The organism is Asanoa siamensis, from assembly GCF_016862555.1.
Classification (GTDB): domain Bacteria; phylum Actinomycetota; class Actinomycetes; order Mycobacteriales; family Micromonosporaceae; genus Asanoa; species Asanoa siamensis.
Genome location: NZ_BONE01000009.1, coordinates 133,811 through 150,446 on the forward strand (window position 1 = coordinate 133,811; position 16,636 = coordinate 150,446).

A 16,636-nucleotide genomic window follows, 5' to 3' on the forward strand; every position below is an offset into this window, starting at 1 on the left:
GGCGACGCGGGATCGACCTGCGGACGTACATCCGTGGGCCGACGCGCCCCCACCTGCCGATACCTACCATCGACCGCATGAGCGCCGCAGCCGTGCACCGCCTCCCCTCCGCCGCCCTGTCGTGGGTGGCGCTCGCCGCGTACCCACTCGCCCTCGTCCTCGCGGTCGTCAGCCTGAACGACTCGGCGACCGTGCTGCCGGTCCTGGTGCTCGGGCTCCCGGCGATCGTGGTGCCGCGCTGGCCCATGGCAGGGTTCCTGCTCATGGCGGCCGGCGTCGCCGGGCTGGCCCCGTTCCACCCGACGGGGCTGATCATCGGCGTCCAGGCGGTGGTGCTCGACGTGGCGGTCGCCGTTCTGGCCGCCACCCGGTCCCGCCTCTCGGGGGTGATCGCCGCGGTCGTGGCCCTGCTGGTCCAGTTCGGCGCGGCCACGTTGGAAAACAGCGAAGCCTTCGTCAACGTTTTGATCGCGATGTTGCTCGGCGTCGTGGTGGCCTGGCTGGCCGGCACGGCGGTCCGCCAGCGGCGCGAGTACGGCTCGGCCCTGCTGCGCCGCGCGGCCGAGGAGGCGGTCACCAGGGAGCGGCTGCAGATCGCCCGCGACCTGCACGACCAGGTGGCGCACAGCATCGGCGTCATCGCGATCCAGGCCGGCGTCGGCCGCCGGGTCATCGACACCCAGCCGGACGAGGCCCGCAAGGCGCTCGACACCATCGAGACCGCGAGCCGGGAGACGCTCGCGGGCCTGCGCCGGACCCTGGTCGCGCTGCGGCGCAGCGACTCCGAGGCGGCCGTCAACGAGACCAGCGGCCTGACCGACCTCGACCGGTTGGTCACCGCCACCGAAGCCGCCGGGGTCCGGGCCCGGGTGCGCACCGAGGGCGAGGCCCGGGTGCTGCCGCCGGACGTCGACCTGGCCGCCTACCGGATCGTCCAGGAGGCGCTGACCAACGTCGTGCGGCACGCGCACGTCGAAACCTGCGAGATCCTCATCGCGTACGGCCCTTCGGAGCTGCGCGTCGAGGTGACCGACGCCGGCCGGGGCGGCACGGGCGACGGGACCGGCTACGGCCTGCGCGGGATGCGCGAGCGGGTCGCCCTGTTCGGCGGCGAGCTCACCGCCGGCCCCCGGGCCGACGGCGGCTTCCAGGTGACCGCGACCCTGCCGGTGCCGGCATGACGGTGCGGGTGCTGCTGGCCGACGACCAGCCGCTGGTCCGGGCCGGCCTGCGGGTGCTGATCGCCGATCACCCCGATCTCGAGGTGGTCGGCGAGGCCAGCACGGGCGTCGAGGCCGTGCACCTCACCCGGGAGGTCGGTCCGGACGTGGTGGTGATGGACATCCGGATGCCTGTCATGGACGGCATCGCGGCCACCCGCATGATCGTCGAGGGCGGGTCGGCGGCCCGGGTGGTGATGCTCACCACCTTCGATGACGACGACAACGTGTACGGCGCCCTACGGGCCGGTGCCAGCGGCTTCCTGGTCAAGGACATGGCGCTGGAGGACATCCTCGGCGCGGTCCGGGTGGTGGCCGCCGGCGACGGCCTGATCGCGCCGAGCGTCACGCGCCGGCTGATCGCGGAGTTCGCCGGCCGGCCCACGGCGGCGGCGCCGGCTGCCAGGCCCGGCGCGCTCGCGGGGATCACCGAGCGGGAGCGCGAGGTGCTGACGCTGGTCGGGCAGGGGCTGTCGAACACCGAGATCGCCGCGCGGCTGGTGATCAGTGTCGCCACGGCCAAGACCCACGTCGCCCGGCTGTTCACGAAGCTCGACGCGCGGGACCGCGTACACCTGGTGATCATGGCTTATGAAATGGGACTTGTGACGCCGTCGCCGTGACGCGTTATGGTGGTCGGGCCGGCCGAGAGGCGCTGCGACGGACCACCGGGTCCGCCACGCTCGGTCTGGCCTGACGATTGTCAAGGGCGCCTCCTGTCACGGGAGGTGCCTCAATGCACACCCAGACCATCAATGGTGTCGAGTTCGCCGTGCGCGACCTCGACCTGGCCGCGTTCGGCCGGCACCAGATCCGCCTGGCCGAGCACGAGATGCCCGGGCTGATGGCGCTGCGCCGGGAGTTCGCCGACCAGCAGCCGCTGCGCGGCGCCCGGATCGCGGGCTCGCTGCACATGACCGTGCAGACCGCCGTGCTGATCGAAACGCTCGTCGCGCTCGGCGCCGAGGTCCGCTGGGTCTCCTGCAACATCTTCTCCACCCAGGACGAGGCGGCGGCCGCGGTCGTCGTCGGTCCGAACGGGACGGTCGACGCGCCCACCGGCACGCCGGTCTTCGCCTGGAAGGGCGAGACGCTGGCGGAGTACTGGTGGTGCACCATGCGGCTGTTCGACTTCGGCGACGGGCAGGGCCCGAACCTGATCGTCGACGACGGCGGCGACGCCACGCTGCTGGTCCACAAGGGAGTCGAGTTCGAGGCGGCCGGCTCGGTGCCGGCGGCGACCGCGGACGACCACGAGGAATACCAGCTGATCCTGGAGACGCTGCGGACCAGCCTCGGCGAGGACGGCCAGCGGTTCACCCGGATCGCCGCCGGCATGCGCGGTGTCTCCGAGGAGACCACGACCGGCGTCGCCCGCCTCTACGAGCTGTCCCGGGCCGGCACGCTGCTGTTCCCGGCGATCAACGTCAACGACTCGGTCACCAAGTCCAAGTTCGACAACAAGTACGGCATCCGGCACTCGCTGACCGACGGCCTCAACCGGGCCACCGACGTGATGCTCGGCGGCAAGCTGGCCGTCGTCTGCGGCTACGGCGACGTCGGCAAGGGTTCGGCCGAGGCGCTGCGCGGCCAGGGCGCCCGGGTCGTGGTCACCGAGATCGACCCGATCTGCGCGCTGCAGGCGGCGATGGACGGGCTGCAGGTCGTCGCGCTGGAGGACGTCGTCGAGACGGCCGACATCTTCATCACCACGACCGGTGGCGTCGACATCATCACGGCCGACCACATGGCCCGGATGAAGCACAACGCGATCGTCGGCAACGTCGGGCACTTCGACAACGAGATCGACATGGCGGGCCTGGCCCGCGTGCCGGGCGTCGAGAAGACCGAGGTCAAGCCGCAGGTCCACGAGTGGCGGTTCCCCGACGGGCACGCGATCCTCGTGCTCTCCGAGGGCCGGTTGATGAACCTCGGCAACGCGACCGGTCACCCCAGCTTCGTGATGTCGTGCTCGTTCGCCAACCAGGTGCTCGCCCAGCTCGAACTCTGGCAGGGCGAGCACGCCACCGGCGTCTTCGTGCTCCCGAAGCACCTCGACGAGAAGGTGGCGCGACTGCACCTGGACGCGCTCGGCGTGCGGCTCACCGAGCTGACCAAGAAGCAGGCGGAATACCTCGGCGTGCACGTCGAGGGCCCGTTCAAACCGGAGCACTACCGCTACTGAGTTTCCCTCGCGCGGCCCGGGTCCTCTGTGGACCCGGGCCGTCGCCGTTCCTAGTCGTCGGTGGGTGACTTCGCCGGGTTGACCAGCTGGAGCCAGGCCTGTGCCTCGTCGGCCGGCAGCACCGCGTCGAGCCGGATCTCGGGCACCATCAATGGATAGACCCGGCCGACGTTCCAGGACCGCTCGTACGGCGCCGGGTCGAGCACCACGATCCGGCGGCCGGCGACGGGCTCGATGTCGACGGGCCGGCCCTCGTTCCAGATCCACTTGCCGCCGGCGTCGACCAGGTTGAACTGGCCCTGGATCGGCGCCGGCGGCTGCAGCGGGCCGTCGGTCGCCGCGGCCACCCAGGCCGGCTCCGGCGCCCGGCCCGGCAGGTGGCCGCCGCCGACCAGCGTGTGCGCCAGCAGGGTGTGCAGCTGGAAGTTGTCGCCGACACCGCTGACCGTCACGGTGAACACGGCGCCGGACGCCCGGTGCACCACGACGAGTTGCTCGTCGTCGAGCACGAGCAGCAGGCCGAGCAGCCAGTGCGCGGCGTCGATCTCGTCCGGCGCGACGGACGCCGCCTCGATCAACCTGTCCCGCTGCGGCACCGCCGCCCGCCCCGCCTTCTGCTGCAACGGCAGCAGCAGCGCCGGGATCCACTCGTCGACGGTGAACCACGCCTGGGTCACGGCCGACGCCTCGTCGAGGTCGAGCCCGCCCGCGGCGGCCACCCGTTCGACCACGGCCCGCGCCGACTCCGGGTCGTTCGGCTGGTCGACCTCCGTGCCGGCCAGCGCCGGGAACCGGGCCGCCTGCTCGAGGCCCGCCGCGACCCGCTCGGCCAGCACGTCGAGCGCGGCGACCGGATCGCCGCCCGCCTCGACGAGCCCGGCGGCCAGCGCGGCCAGCGGCGCGCCGTTGCCGAGCGGCACCTCCGCCAGCGCCGGCCGCAACGCGACCAGCGCCTCGGTGAGCTGCGGCGGTTCGGCGCGCTCGACGCCTCTGACGATCTCCTTGAAGGCCCGCTGCGCGGCGGCCTCGTCGTGCCGGTCGACCGCCTCGGCCAACTCGGCACACAGTTCGGCAACGGACTTCTTCCGGTTCCACAACATCGGGCGATGGTACGGGTCCGCGGTCGGCCGTGCCGGCCGCCGGGGCGCTATTCGGAGCGACCCCCGTACCGGATGGGTCGGTGACAGGAAGTCGACTCCGGCCAATCCGCCCGGCCGTCCCGCATCGAAGTCCTCGCGCAGGCACGCCTGATCGGAGGACAGAGATGACCAGGAAACCCCGCGCGATCCTCGCGGCACTCGCCGTGACCGGTATCGCGCTGGCCGCACTCGGGCCGCAGTCGTCGGTGGCGTCCAGCCACCGCGAGGCGCCGCTGATCGCCAGCGACCCGGCCGCCGACAACACCGACCTGTACGCCTTCGTCAGCCCCGAGCGGCCCGACTACGTGACGCTGATCGCGAACTGGATCCCGTTCGAGGAGCCCGACGGCGGGCCGAACTTCTACCCGTTCGCGACCGACGCGGCGTACAACATCAATATCGACAACGACGGCGACGCGAAGGCCGACGCCGTGTTCCGCTGGACCTTCAAGAACGTCGACAAGCGCGGCGGGTCGACATTCCTCTACAACAACGGGCCCGTCGACTCGTTCGACGACCCGAACCTGCTGTTCAAGCAGACCTACACGCTCGAGTCGTCGTTCGACGGCGCTCCGTTCAAGACCCGCGTCGCGGGCGCCCCGGTCGCGCCGTCCCGGATCGGCAACGCCTCGATGCCCGACTACCAGAAGCTGCGCGACGAGGCGACGATCCAGCTCGACGGTGGCTGGAAGCTGTTCGCGGGCCAGGCCGACGACCCGTTCTTCCTCGACCTGCGGGTCTTCGACCTGCTCTACGGCGGCGACCTGAGCGAGACCGGCCAGGACACGCTGGCCGGCTACAACGTCAACACGATCGCGCTGCAGGTGCCGTTCAAGGACGTGGCCCTGCGCGGCGACAGCAACCGCAACCCGGTCGTCGGGGTCTGGACCACGACGGACCGCGCGAAGGTACGGGTCACCGGCCAGCAGACGCAGGGCATCCGCGGCGAGCGGGTGCAGGTCTCCCGGCTGGGCAACCCGTTGGTCAACGAGGTCGTCGTGCCGGCGAACCTGAAGGACGCGTTCAACTCGATCTCGCCGGACAAGGACGCCGGCATCCCGGCCGTCGTCAAGCGGGTCACCGACCCCGAGCTACCCAAGCTGATCGAGGCCATCTACGGCGTACCCGCGCCGGCCACGCCCCGCAACGACCTGGTCGAGATCTTCCTGACCGGCATCACCACCAAGGCCAACGGTCCGATCAAGGCCGACCTCAACTCGCAGCTCAACAACAAGGACGTCAACCCGAAGCGGTTCCGGCCCTCCGAGATGCTGCGACTCAACCTCGGCGTCCCGGTCGCGGACCAGCCCAACCGGCTCGGCGTGCTCGGCGGCGACCTGCAGGGCTTCCCGAACGGCCGGCGGCTCGGCGACGACGCCGTCGACATCTCCATCCAGGCGGTCGAGGGCGCGGCGCAGACCGGTCAGCTCGTCGACGCGCTGGCCGCGGGCGACAAGGTGGACGCCAACGACAACCAGTTCGGCGATCAGTTCCCGTACGTGGCCCTGCCGAACGTCGGCGCGGTCAACGGTGGCAAGGCGGCCGCGGACCCGGGTGCGGCCGTGCGGCCGGACTCGCCGGCTCCGGAACTGTCGCCGGCCTCCGCGGCGGCGGGCGACGACATGGGCACCGGCGCGGTGCTGACCGTCGCGGTGATCGGCACCCTGCTCCTGACGCTGGTCCTGGTGACCTGGTGGTACCGCCGGCGCCGGCCGGACGCCGTTTCGGACGACACCGTCAAGCTCTGACCGGTTCGGGGGCGCGTCCCGTCGCCGGGGCGCGCCCCCACCGCCCGTGGGAAGGACCATCCGTCATGCGCGCTCCTCTTCGGACAGTTGTCGTCGTGGCCGTCGCCGCCGTCGCGTTGCTCGGCATCGGGGCGGTCTTCGGTCTCCGGTCGCCCGCCCCCGCGCCGGCGGCGAGTGTGGTGGCTGGTGCTCCCGACCGGCTCGCCGAGTCCATCGCCCGGGCTCAGGACCGCCTGCGAGCGCTGCCGCGCGACCACGAGACGTGGGCGGCGCTCGGGCTCGCGTACGTCGAGCAGGCCCGGGTGACCGCCGATCCGAGCCTCTATCCCAAAGCCGCGGGCGCGCTGGAGCGGTCGCTGGCTGTGCGGGCCACCGAGAATCCGGCCGCCCTGGTCGGGCTCGGCGCGCTCGCCAACGCCCGGCACGAGTTCGCCGCCGCGCGGGCGTACGCCACCGACGCCCTGGCGGCGAATCCGTACGACGCCGACGCGTACGCCGTGCTGGCCGATGCCCACACGCAACTCGGCGACGCCGCGGCGGCGACCGCCGCGATCCAACGGATGCTGGACCTGCGGCCCGGGCTCGCCGCCTACGCGCGCGCCTCGTACGACCTCGAACAGCGCGGATCGGTGGCCGAAGCCACCGACCTCATGCGGCGGGCGCTCGAGTCCGCCGCCGACCCGGCGGACATCGCGTTCTGCCGCAACCAACTCGGCGACCTCGCCTGGTCGGTCGGGGACCTGAACGGCGCCGAACGGGAGTACGCGGCCGGTCTCGCCGCCGGACCGGGCTACCAGGCGTTGTTGCGCGGGCGTTCGCGGGTGGCGGCGGCGCGGGGCGACCTGCCCGCGGCGCTCGCCGACGCCGGCGCGGTCGCGGCCCGGACGCCGACGCCCGACAGCCTGCTCGAGTACGCGACGCTGCTGCGGCTGGCCGGCAACGTGGCCGAGGCCGACCGTCAGCTCACCCTGGCGGACGCGGCACACCGGCTGTTCGTCGCCAACGGTGGGCAGGACGACCTGACGGGTGCTCAGCTCGCACTGGCCCGCGGTGACGCCGCGGCCGCGGTGCGGCTGGCGCAGGACGAGTGGCGGCGGCGGCCGTTCGCTGACGTGGCGGACGTGCTCGGGTGGTCGCTGCACCTGGCCGGGCGGGATGCCGAGGCGTTGCCGCGCCTGCGCCGGGCCGTCTCGTCGGCGCCGCGCAACGCGCTGTTCGCCTATCACCTGGGCATGGTGCTGCTGGCCTCCGGCGACAGCGCCGGGGCGCGGGACGCGCTGCGCCAGGCGCGTTCGGTCAACCCGTACTTCTCCCCTGTCGACGGGCCGACGGCGGCTCGGGCACTGTCCGCATTGGAGGCACGGCCGTGAGGCGCGTACTGGTGGCTCTGGCTCTCGTGGGTTTCGTTCTGTTACCGGCCGCGCCCGCCGCGGCGCATCCGCTGGGCAACTTCTCGGTCAACCGCTATGTCGGGTTGACGTTCCATCCGGACCGGGTCGCGGCGGTCGTGGTGGCCGACGTGGCGGAGCTGCCGACGCTGCAGGATCCGGCGCCGACGTGTGCGGAGGCGGCCTCGGCTCTGGCCGTGACCGTGTCCGGCGCGCGCCTGTCGTGGACCGTTTCGTCGTCGGCGCTGGTCCTGGCCGACGGGGCCGGTGGGTTGAAGACCGGTCGGCTCGACTGCCGGTTGTCTGCTTCCGCGGCGCTGCCCGGTGCGGTGACGGTCTCCAATGAGTTCCGGGCCGATCGGATCGGGTGGCGGGAGCTGACGGCGACGGGTGTCGGGGTACGGCTCGTGGGGTCCACCGTGCCTTCGGCGACGGTCAGTGACGAGCTGCGGCGGTATCCGGACGACCTGCTGTCGTCGCCGGTCGACGTGCGGACGGCGGCGTTCACGGCGGTGCTGGACGGGTCGGCGGTCGCCGCGGCCGGTCCGGTCTCCGGTGGTGGGTCGGGGGCGGCGCCGCTCGGGTTGACCGGGCCGCTGGCCGGGGCGGAGCGGTGGCTGGACTCCGTGGTGGGTGGTGCGCGGCTGACGCCGTTGGTGGGGTTGCTCGCGGTGTTGTTGGCGCTGGTGCTGGGTGCGGCGCACGCGGCGCTGCCGGGGCACGGCAAGACGGTGATGGCGGCGTACCTGGCGGGCCGGGCCGGGCGTCCGCGTGATGCCGTGGCAGTCGGCGCGACGGTGACGCTGACGCACACCGGCGGGGTGATCGCGCTCGGGTTGCTGTTGACGACGTTCGCGGGAGTCGCCGGGGAGTCGGTGCTGGGGTGGCTGGGGGTCGCGAGCGGGGTGCTGGTGGCGGGAATCGGGGTGGGTGCGCTGTTGTCGGCGCTACGGCGGCGTCGCGCCGTGGGTGCGGGTCACTCGCACGGGCACCGTCACTCGCACGGTCACGGCCACTCGCACGGTCCTGGGCACGCGCACTCGCACGATCACCACGATGGTGTTGTCCACAGGCACTCGCATGGGCCGGGGAAGTGGGGTATCGCCGGGATCGGCGTTGCTGGTGGGCTGGTGCCCAGTCCGTCCGCGCTGATCGTGCTGTTGGGTGCGATCGCGCTGGGCCGTACCGCCTTCGGGATTCTGCTTGTTTTCGCCTATGGCCTGGGGATGGCGGCGACGCTGACCGCCGCGGGCCTGCTGTTGATCCGGGTCCGTGACCGGTTCGCGGGGCGCCTGCGCGGGCTGCTGCGCTGGCAGGCGGCGGCGCCGTCCGCCACCGCCGCGCTCATCGTCGTCGTCGGGCTCGGCCTGGCCGGGCGCGCGTTTTCCACAATCGTCTGACCCGGGGTGGCGACCATGACCGCGGGCGCGGAATCATTCCCCCTCAGAGCGCGACACCGGCCCCGGCAAGGAGTCTTCATGCGCGAGCAGAGCCACGGCGACCCGCCGCGCGACCACCTGTCGGCGGTGCCCGCGCCGGTCGACGACCGGTCGGCGGCCGATCGCCTGCTGGTCGCGGTCGGGCGGGGCGACGAGGCCGCGTTCCGGGAGCTCTACGAGCTCGTCGCGGCCCGGGTCTACGGCTTGGCCCGGCAGGTGCTGCGCGATCCGGCCCAGGCCGAGGAGGTCGCCCAGGAGGTTCTGGTCGAGGTGTGGCGCACGGCCGCACGGTTCGAGCCGGCCAAGGGCTCGGCCACCGCCTGGGTGTTCACCATCGCCCACCGGCGGGCGGTCGACCGGGTCCGCAGCGAGCAGGCGGCCTCCGACCGCGTGCAGAAGACGGCATCCTGGTCGGCGCAGACGCCCTACGACGAGGTCTCGGGCGAGGTCGAGGAGCGACTCGAGCGGCAACAGGTCCGCCGCTGCCTGGACGACCTGACCTCGCTGCAGCGGGAGTCCATCACGCTGGCCTACTACGGCGGCCGCAGCTACCGCGAGGTGGCGCAACTGCTCGACGTGAGCCTGCCGACCATCAAGACCCGGATGCGCGACGGCCTGATCCGCCTACGCGACTGCCTGGGGGTGGAGGTGCCGACATGACCGACGCCGACGTGCACGCGCTCTCGGGAGCCTATGTGCTCGACGCGCTGACCGACCTCGAACGCGCGGCGTTCAAGCGCCACCTGGCCGGCTGCGCGACCTGCGCGATCGAGGTGGCCGAGCTACAGGAGACGGCGGCCCGGCTGGCCGACGGCGCCTGGTCGGTGCCGCCGCCGGCGCTGCGCGACAAGGTCTTCGCCGAGGTCTCCCGCACCCGCCAGGACGCCCCGGTTGCGGCGAAACCGGTCCGCCCACCACGATCGCGCCGCCTGCTCACGGTGGCCGCGGCGGTGATCCTGGCCGCGGCGGCGGCAACCGGCACGTTCGCGGTCCAGGAACGCCGCCTCGACGACCAGCGCACGACCGCGGCGGCGGAGTCCGCACGGGTCACCGAGGTGCTGGCCGCACCAGACGCGATCCTCCGCACGGCCACCTCCGCGAGCGGCGTCCGCCTGACGGTCGTGACCTCCGCGGCCCGCGACGAAGCAGTCCTGACGATGGCCGCCGAGCGGGCAGCCGGCACGGACCGCACCTACCAGCTATGGATGCTCGACGGCAGCACAGCGATCAACGCGGGCGTCCTACCCGTCGGCACGACCTCGGCCACCCGCCTGGTCTCCGGTGCGGCGTCCGCGGACGCGTTCGCGGTGACCATCGAGCCGTCCACCGGCTCACCGGTCCCGACCCTGCCACCCGTAGGCCAGGTGAGCGTGGCATAAGCAGCGCCTGTGGCACAGTCGTGGGTGTGTCGTTGGACGAGCTGCCGCACTGGCTGCCGGCTTGGTGTCGCGACCACCTGGGCGCCGAACCCACCGGCGTCCTGTTCCGGTCGCGACAGGTCTCGACGGTGTTCGGTCTGCGCCTGGCCGGTGGCAGGGACGTCGTCGTCAAGGCGCGCGCCGACGACGGCCGGGCCGCGTCGTGCGTCGCGGCGCAGGCGAGCTTGGCCGAGCGCGGATACCCCTGCGCCCGACCGCTCACGCCGGTGCTTCGTGTCGGCGCGCTGGCCGTGCACGCTGAGGAGTTCCGCCCGGGCGGCGAGGTGTCACAAGGTGACTCGCCGGCCGTCGCCACCGCCTCCGCGCACGTGTTCGCCCAGCTGATGACCAAGCTCGCCGGCGTGACCGTCGCACCGCCGCTGCCGAATCCGCCCTGGGTGCGTTGGGACCACACCGATCCCGGGGTGTGGCCGGCGATCGACTTTCTCGACAGCCGGGACCAGAGTCTCGTGCCGGACCACATCGTCGGAACGGCAGAGCGCACCAGGAGACGACTGCTGGCCGCCGGCTTGCCGTGCGTGCTCGGCCACGCGGACTTCGAGGCGCAGAACCTGCGGTGGCACGGTCGGGCGTTGTGGGCGGTGCACGACTGGGACAGCCTGGCTTGGCAGCCCGAGGCGGCGCTGGTAGGAGCGGCAAGCGGGTCGTTCGCCAGCGCCGGCCCGCCCACGCTGGCTCCGATCGAAAGCTCCGAGGCGTTCCTCTCGGCTTACCAGGACATGCGACGACACCCGTTCACGGCCGTAGAGCTGGAGGTCGCCTGGGCGGCCAGCTTGTGGATGGCCGCGTACAACGCCCGCGAGCTGGCCTTGTGCCATGGCCCCGCGGCGGGCGCCGAAGCGCTGCGCGCGCAGACAACCGAACGCCTCCGCCGTGCCAACGCGTCGTGAATCCGCTCGACGCGAACGGTGGGCGAAGCGATCATCGAGGACGTGAGCGACCTCCTCCCGACGAACGACGTCGACCAACGGGCCGGACGACAACGCGCCATCCTCGTCGACGTCGACGGCACGCTGGCGATCCGCGGGAAACGTTCGCCCTACGACTGGAGCCGGGTGGGCGAGGACCAGCCCAACCCCGCGGTGATCGAGCTGGTGCAGACGATCATGGCCGCCGGCCGGCACCGGATCGTGGTGATGTCGGGCCGCAAGGAACAGTCACGTCGCCAGACGGAGATGTGGCTCGACGCGCAGGGCATCGTGTTCGACGACCTGTGCCTGCGCGCCGACCACGACGACCGCCCGGACCACAAGACCAAGGCGGACCTCTACCGCCGCTTCGTGGCGCCCCGCTACGAGGTCGCCTTCGTCATCGACGACCGCGCCAGCGTCGTCCGCATGTGGCGCAACACCTTCAACCTCACGGTCTGCCAGGTCGCCGACGGCGATTTCTGAGACATCGACGAGGCGAAGTCGAGTTAGAGGCCGGCGGGCGCCCACGGGAGGGGGTCGCCGGCGTATTGGTGGGCCCGGATGTCTCCTGAGCGCGCGTGGCCCTCGAACAGCTCGACCCGAGCCGCCCGCCCGCACAGACGGCCCAGCTCCACGCTCGCCTCCCGGCTGGTGACCTCCTGGTAGGTCACCGTCTTCAGGTACTTGCCGACCCACAGACCCCCCGTGTAGCGGGCCGCGCCGCGGGTGGGCAGGGTGTGGTTCGTGCCGATGACCTTGTCGCCGTAGGAGACGCAGGTGCCTTCGCCCAGGAACAGCGCCCCGTAGTTCCGCATCGCCGTCAACGCGTCGCGGGGCGACTCCGTCAGGATCTGGACATGTTCTGACGCGTACGCGTCGGCGAGTGCGTAGGCCTCCGCCAGGTCCGCCACCACCGCCACCTCGCCGTGGTCGCGCCACGCCGGCGCCGCGAAGTCACGGGTGGGCATTCCCGGCAGGATTTCCTCGATCAGGTCCATGACCCGGCGCGCCAGCGGCTCCGAATCCGTGATCAGGATCGCCGGTGAGTCCGGGCCGTGCTCCGCCTGGCTCAGCAGGTCGACCGCCACCACGAACGGGTCGGCCGCGCCGTCCGCGACGATCAGGATCTCCGTCGGCCCCGCGAACAGGTCGATGCCGACCTCGCCGAAGAGCTGCCGCTTCGCCTCCGCCACGTACGCGTTTCCGGGGCCCGCCAGCAGGTCGACCTTGCCGATCGTCTCCGTGCCCAGCGCCATCGCCGCCACCGCCTGGGTGCCGCCCAGCAGGTAGATCTCGTCGGCGCCCGCCAGGTGCAGCGCCGCGATCGTCGCCGCCGGGATCTCGCCGCGGATCGGCGGTGTGCACGATGCCACCCGGCCGACACCCGCCACCTTCGCGGTCACCACCGTCATGTGCGCCGACGCCACCAGCGGATAACGGCCGCCGGGCACGTAGGCGCCGGCCGCCGACACCGGGATGTTCTTCTGCCCCAGGAAGACGCCCGGCTCGACCTCCGCCTCGAAGTCGTGCAGGGACTCCTTCTGCCGCAGCGCGAAGTCGCGTACCCGTGCCTGCACCGTTTTGATGTCGGCGAGAGCCTGCGCCGGCACCGTCGCCACGATCTGTTCGATCTCCGACTCCGAGAGCCGGAACGACGCCGGCGACCAGTTGTCGAACTTCTCGGAATACTCCCGGACCGCCGCGTCGCCGCGGGCGCGGACGTCCGCGATCACCGCCGCGACCGTCTCGCGGACGCCGCGCGAGGCCGCGTCGTCGTGGGTCACCGGGGGTGCCGACTTGAGATAGCGCGCCGCCATGGCCAACCTCCAGAAATCAGAGCGGGTACGTCGCCCGCAGGTCGATCCGGCTGTACGTGATGTGCCGGGTCAACACGTCCTCGTCGCGCGCGGCCTGGGTGACCGGCAGCAGCGTGTGGGTCTCGTTGTTGAGGCGGTAGAAGGCCTCCGCGAAGTTGACGCCCGCGACCCGGCCGTTCTCGCCGTTGTTGGCCTCGATCAGCTTGCGGGCGAACAGCCCCGAGTAGCCCTGGCTGTCGAAGCAGTCCATCGCCGCGACCTTCTGGCCGACCACGTCGGTGATGTCGATGTAGACGTCGTTGCGCAGGCCGTGCAGGCTCAGCCCGTCGCCCGCGATCACGGGCAGCGACGTGAAGAAGACCTGCTTCACGTGGAACTCCGACCGCCCGTCGAGGTTGCGCAAGAACATGCCGGCCCGGCCGAGCGCGGCCAGCACGCTCACCGAGGCGACCGTGTGCATGTTGGCCGCCATCACCGGATTGAGCGGGTAGTCGCAGATCAGCACGTCCGGCCGCTCGATCGCGAGCTGCTCGGCGATCTGGTCGACCACGTCTTCCCGCAGCGCGGCGTAGTGGTCGTCCAGGTCGAGCGTGATCACGCGGGAGATGCCCAGGATAGCGGCCGCCCGCTCCAACTCGCCCTTCTTGTGCGCCACGATCGCGGCCAGGTCGGCGTCGACGATCGACTCGTCGGGCTGGTCCTTGCGCCACTCCTCCGCGTACCGGTTGGCGTGCATCCGCCCGCCGTGCGTGAGGATCAGCGCGACCACCTCGTCACCCGCGGCCGCGTGCCGGGCCAGGGTGCCGCCGCAGTTCGTGATCGTGTCCGCCGGATGGGCGTAGATGGTCATCACCTTCATGACTGAAGCGAACGTGAAACGCCGTTCCATGTCAATCAGTAGCGCGCGGAAATCTCCCAGCGTTCGACGGCGTGGTCGCCGCGCACGGCGTACAGGTGGCTCCACATGTTCGTGGTGCCGCAGGCATGGTTGGGCACGAGACGCACCAGATCGCCCACGGCCAACGGCATCGCGCCGCCGTCGAGGAGAAAACCGTGCTCCTCGTTGGCTTCGGCGAACACCACGTCGGGTCGGTCGAGCACCAGGCCGACCGAACCCGCGGCCGCGATCGCGTCGGAGCTCATCGCCTTGATGCCCGCGTCGATGATCGGGCGACCGGCCCGCTGCACCGATGCCACCCGGGCGAGCACGGTCTGCGCGCACTGGTCGAGCGTGCAACTGCCCACCCGGGTCTGGTTGGCGTCGTAGTAGACGTAGGTGCCCGGCCGGCCCTCCGTCACGCCCGGCACGAACGGCGTCGAGGTGGCACCGGGCGTCGAGCCGACAGAGACGATCTCGACCTCGTGCCCGGCGGTACGCAGGTCGCCCGCGACCGAGACCAGCAACGCGCCCGCGGCCGCACCGGCCGATTCCAGCGCCGCCCGGTCGGCCGACGCGGAGATGTGCCCCTCGTGGGTCAGCACGCCACGCAGTCGCAGCCCGGGCAGCGCCGCGATCCCGGCCGCGATCGCGACGGCGGTCGACGGTTCCACGCCGAGCCGCGCGTGCCCGGTGTTGACCTCGAGGACGAACGGCACCGTCACGCCGGCCGCCGCCGCCGCGGCCGACAGGGGACGCGCGGCCTCGACCGAGTCCAGCGAGACCGTGAGCCCGCCACCGTGCCGCAGCAGCGCGTCCACCACGAACGCCACCTTGCGCGGCCCGATCGGGATGTGCGCCCAGAGCAGGTCGCCGACGCCACGGCTCTGCAACCAGGCCACCTCGGCCGCGGTCGAGCAGGTGAAGCCGATCGCGCCGGCGTCGAGTTGCCGGCGGGCCACCTCCCAGCACTTGGTGGTCTTCACGTGCGGGCGCAGCGCGACGCCGGCCGCCGCGAACGCGCCCGCCATGTCGGCGATGTTGCGCTCCAGCCGGTCGAGGTCGACCAGCAGCGCCGGGGTCGGCAGCGCGTCGAGGGGGATCATGCGAGCCCCAACGCGGCACGCGGGTCGCCGTCGAGCAGCCACTCGAGCGTCTCGGGCTTGATCGCCGGCAGCCCCGCCGGCCGCATGTCGGCCAGCGATCGCAGGCCGGCCACCGCCTCGGCCGGCGTCCACATCGGATAATCGGACCCGAACAGCAGCTTCTGCGTCACTCCCCACTCCTGCGCGCGGACCAGCGCCATGAACCCGTCCAGCGGCCGGGCCCACGAGGCCGACACGTCGCCGAACACGTTGCGGGCCTTGCGCAGCACCACGATGGTCTCGCGCTGCCACGGGTGGCCGAGGTGGGCGATGATCTGCTTCAGGTCGGGGTGCCGGCGGGCCACGTCGTCGACCAGCAGCGGGTTCGTCAACTCCAACCGGCCCTCGGGGCTGGGTGTGGTGCCCATGTGCCAGAGCACGATCAGCCCGGCCTGCGTCGCGGCGCGGAAGAACGGGTCGTGTGCCTCGTCCCGCGGGTCGAAGTGGGCGAGCACCGGGTAGAGCTTGACGCCGCGCAGACCGCGGGCGATGCCGTCGGCCAACTGGTCCATGACGTCGGCGTCCGACAGGTCCAGCGCCATGAAGCCGATCGTGTTCGTCGACGTGGCCGCGCAGAACTGCTCGACGTACTCGTTCGGTGTGATCACGCCGGCCCGGGTGGCCCGCATGCCGAACACGAACGCGAGGTCCACGCCGGCCGCGGCCATCGCCTCGTCGTACTGCTCCGGCGTGCGGTCCGCGTACTCGTGGCCGTAGACGGGCTGCCAGTTGCGGTGCCATTCGCAGCCCCAGTGCTCCGCGAGATGACAATGGGTGTGTACGTCGATCATGCGCTGCCTCTCAGGCTCTGCCAGCTTCGAGAACCAAGCCGGCGCGGACGCCGGTGTGTGCTCCCCCGTCGACGGTGACCGCGCCGTTGACCAGCACCAGGTCGATGCCGGCGGCGAACTGGTGCGGCGCGGTGAAGGTGGCCCGGTCGACCAGCGCGGCCGGGTCGAAGACGACCACGTCGGCCGGCGCCCCGGGCCGCAGCAGCCCGCGGTCGCGCAGTCCGACCCGGGCGGCGGGTGCCGACGTGCAGCGGCGCACCGCGTCCGGCAGGTCGGCCCCGTAGCGGTGCAGGTACCGCGGGAAGGTCCCGTAGCTGCGCGGATGGGGCACGCCGGCGCCGGTCACCCCACCGGGATCGAGCGCGAGCCCGTCGGAGGCGACGACGGCCGCGGGATGCGTGAGCACGGCCCGCAGGTCGTCCTCGCTGCGCCCGCCGGCGGTCATCAGCACCCCGTTGCCCAGCGACGCCAGCAGGTCGAGCACGACCTCCGCACCGTCGACGCCGGCGTCGGCCGCCAGCGACGCGATCGACCGCC

The 16,636-nt window shown here is 72.3% G+C and carries 16 protein-coding genes and 1 riboswitch; of the genes, 10 read left to right on the forward strand and 6 right to left on the reverse strand.

The genetic code is table 11. The annotated features are described in order from the left end of the window. Positions 1 to 77: 77 nt before the first annotated feature. The 3 genes from Asi02nite_RS08420 (at position 78) to ahcY (ending at position 3,405) form a co-directional block, all read left to right on the forward strand. The gene (locus Asi02nite_RS08420; protein WP_203711603.1) at positions 78 to 1,181 is read left to right on the forward strand and encodes a sensor histidine kinase; all 1,104 of its coding nucleotides are present in this window, start codon (positions 78 to 80) and stop codon (positions 1,179 to 1,181) included. Continuing rightward, entirely contained in the window at positions 1,178 to 1,843 is a 666-nt protein-coding gene (locus Asi02nite_RS08425; RefSeq protein ID WP_203711604.1) for a response regulator, read from the forward strand. The genes Asi02nite_RS08420 and Asi02nite_RS08425 overlap by 4 nt, the downstream gene beginning before the upstream one ends. 18 nt (positions 1,844 to 1,861) lie before the next feature. After that, positions 1,862 to 1,942, forward strand: a riboswitch (S-adenosyl-L-homocysteine riboswitch). A gap of 14 nt (positions 1,943 to 1,956) precedes the next feature. Then, complete coding sequence (gene ahcY, locus Asi02nite_RS08430) at positions 1,957 to 3,405, forward strand: adenosylhomocysteinase (RefSeq protein ID WP_203711605.1); 1,449 nt, start codon at positions 1,957 to 1,959, stop codon at positions 3,403 to 3,405. A gap of 50 nt (positions 3,406 to 3,455) precedes the next feature. Here ahcY and Asi02nite_RS08435 read toward each other — a convergent pair whose 3' ends face one another. Next, entirely contained in the window at positions 3,456 to 4,505 is a 1,050-nt protein-coding gene (locus Asi02nite_RS08435) for a hypothetical protein (protein WP_203711606.1), read from the reverse strand. A gap of 164 nt (positions 4,506 to 4,669) precedes the next feature. Between Asi02nite_RS08435 and Asi02nite_RS08440 the strand changes: the two genes are divergently transcribed. From Asi02nite_RS08440 to Asi02nite_RS08470, 7 genes are all read left to right on the forward strand, one after another. Then, positions 4,670 to 6,292 (forward strand): DUF4331 domain-containing protein, encoded by a 1,623-nt coding sequence (locus tag Asi02nite_RS08440; protein WP_203711607.1) that lies wholly within the window; start codon positions 4,670 to 4,672, stop codon positions 6,290 to 6,292. Between the two features lie 65 nt (positions 6,293 to 6,357). Further along, a complete protein-coding gene (locus Asi02nite_RS08445) occupies positions 6,358 to 7,662 on the forward strand; it encodes a tetratricopeptide repeat protein (protein ID WP_203711608.1) in 1,305 nt (434 codons plus the stop codon). 11 nt (positions 7,663 to 7,673) lie between these two features. Beyond that, positions 7,674 to 9,080 carry a nickel/cobalt transporter gene (locus Asi02nite_RS08450; protein ID WP_203711609.1) on the forward strand — a complete coding sequence of 469 codons (1,407 nt, stop codon included), beginning with the start codon at positions 7,674 to 7,676 and terminating at the stop codon, positions 9,078 to 9,080. Positions 9,081 to 9,158: 78 nt separating this feature from the next. After that, on the forward strand, positions 9,159 to 9,779 hold the full coding sequence (gene sigK / locus Asi02nite_RS08455) for an ECF RNA polymerase sigma factor SigK (protein WP_203711610.1): 621 nt from the start codon (positions 9,159 to 9,161) through the stop codon (positions 9,777 to 9,779). Then, positions 9,776 to 10,498 (forward strand): anti-sigma factor, encoded by a 723-nt coding sequence (locus tag Asi02nite_RS08460; protein ID WP_203711611.1) that lies wholly within the window; start codon positions 9,776 to 9,778, stop codon positions 10,496 to 10,498. Before sigK ends, Asi02nite_RS08460 begins: the two co-directional genes overlap by 4 nt. A 26-nt stretch (positions 10,499 to 10,524) precedes the next feature. Next, positions 10,525 to 11,448 (forward strand): aminoglycoside phosphotransferase/kinase family protein, encoded by a 924-nt coding sequence (locus tag Asi02nite_RS08465; RefSeq protein ID WP_239126570.1) that lies wholly within the window; start codon positions 10,525 to 10,527, stop codon positions 11,446 to 11,448. 42 nt (positions 11,449 to 11,490) lie between these two features. Continuing rightward, positions 11,491 to 11,952 (forward strand): phosphatase domain-containing protein, encoded by a 462-nt coding sequence (locus Asi02nite_RS08470; RefSeq protein WP_203711612.1) that lies wholly within the window; start codon positions 11,491 to 11,493, stop codon positions 11,950 to 11,952. Between the two features lie 23 nt (positions 11,953 to 11,975). Here the strand turns inward: Asi02nite_RS08470 and hisD are convergent, their stop codons facing one another. From hisD to Asi02nite_RS08495, 5 genes are all read right to left on the reverse strand, one after another. Next, complete coding sequence (gene hisD, locus Asi02nite_RS08475; RefSeq protein ID WP_203711613.1) at positions 11,976 to 13,286, reverse strand: histidinol dehydrogenase; 1,311 nt, start codon at positions 13,284 to 13,286, stop codon at positions 11,976 to 11,978. Between the two features lie 16 nt (positions 13,287 to 13,302). After that, positions 13,303 to 14,145: a PIG-L deacetylase family protein gene (locus Asi02nite_RS08480; RefSeq protein WP_203711614.1), complete on the reverse strand. Its 843-nt coding sequence runs from the start codon at positions 14,143 to 14,145 to the stop codon at positions 13,303 to 13,305. 35 nt (positions 14,146 to 14,180) lie between these two features. Beyond that, positions 14,181 to 15,269, reverse strand: coding sequence for an alanine racemase (locus tag Asi02nite_RS08485; protein WP_203711615.1), 1,089 nt, complete (start codon positions 15,267 to 15,269; stop codon positions 14,181 to 14,183). After that, positions 15,266 to 16,099: an amidohydrolase family protein gene (locus Asi02nite_RS08490; protein WP_203711616.1), complete on the reverse strand. Its 834-nt coding sequence runs from the start codon at positions 16,097 to 16,099 to the stop codon at positions 15,266 to 15,268. Before Asi02nite_RS08490 ends, Asi02nite_RS08485 begins: the two co-directional genes overlap by 4 nt. Before the next feature lie 10 nt (positions 16,100 to 16,109). Next, positions 16,110 to 16,636: amidohydrolase family protein (locus Asi02nite_RS08495; RefSeq protein ID WP_203711617.1), on the reverse strand; the 527-nt coding region annotated here is incomplete at its 5' end.

Bases quoted from the DNA above. Each gene is read 5' to 3' on its own strand.
- sigK (WP_203711610.1), top strand. From the start codon at position 9,159: ATGCGCGAGCAGAGCCACGGCGACCCGCCGCGCGACCACCTGTCGGCG.
- Asi02nite_RS08445 (WP_203711608.1), top strand. From the start codon at position 6,358: ATGCGCGCTCCTCTTCGGACAGTTGTCGTCGTGGCCGTCGCCGCCGTC.
- hisD (WP_203711613.1), bottom strand. From the start codon at position 13,286: ATGGCGGCGCGCTATCTCAAGTCGGCACCCCCGGTGACCCACGACGAC.
- Asi02nite_RS08440 (WP_203711607.1), top strand. From the start codon at position 4,670: ATGACCAGGAAACCCCGCGCGATCCTCGCGGCACTCGCCGTGACCGGT.
- Asi02nite_RS08490 (WP_203711616.1), bottom strand. From the start codon at position 16,099: ATGATCGACGTACACACCCATTGTCATCTCGCGGAGCACTGGGGCTGC.
- Asi02nite_RS08480 (WP_203711614.1), bottom strand. From the start codon at position 14,145: ATGAAGGTGATGACCATCTACGCCCATCCGGCGGACACGATCACGAAC.
- Asi02nite_RS08435 (WP_203711606.1), bottom strand. From the start codon at position 4,505: ATGTTGTGGAACCGGAAGAAGTCCGTTGCCGAACTGTGTGCCGAGTTG.
- Asi02nite_RS08420 (WP_203711603.1), top strand. From the start codon at position 78: ATGAGCGCCGCAGCCGTGCACCGCCTCCCCTCCGCCGCCCTGTCGTGG.
- ahcY (WP_203711605.1), top strand. From the start codon at position 1,957: ATGCACACCCAGACCATCAATGGTGTCGAGTTCGCCGTGCGCGACCTC.
- Asi02nite_RS08485 (WP_203711615.1), bottom strand. From the start codon at position 15,269: ATGATCCCCCTCGACGCGCTGCCGACCCCGGCGCTGCTGGTCGACCTC.
- Asi02nite_RS08460 (WP_203711611.1), top strand. From the start codon at position 9,776: ATGACCGACGCCGACGTGCACGCGCTCTCGGGAGCCTATGTGCTCGAC.
- Asi02nite_RS08425 (WP_203711604.1), top strand. From the start codon at position 1,178: ATGACGGTGCGGGTGCTGCTGGCCGACGACCAGCCGCTGGTCCGGGCC.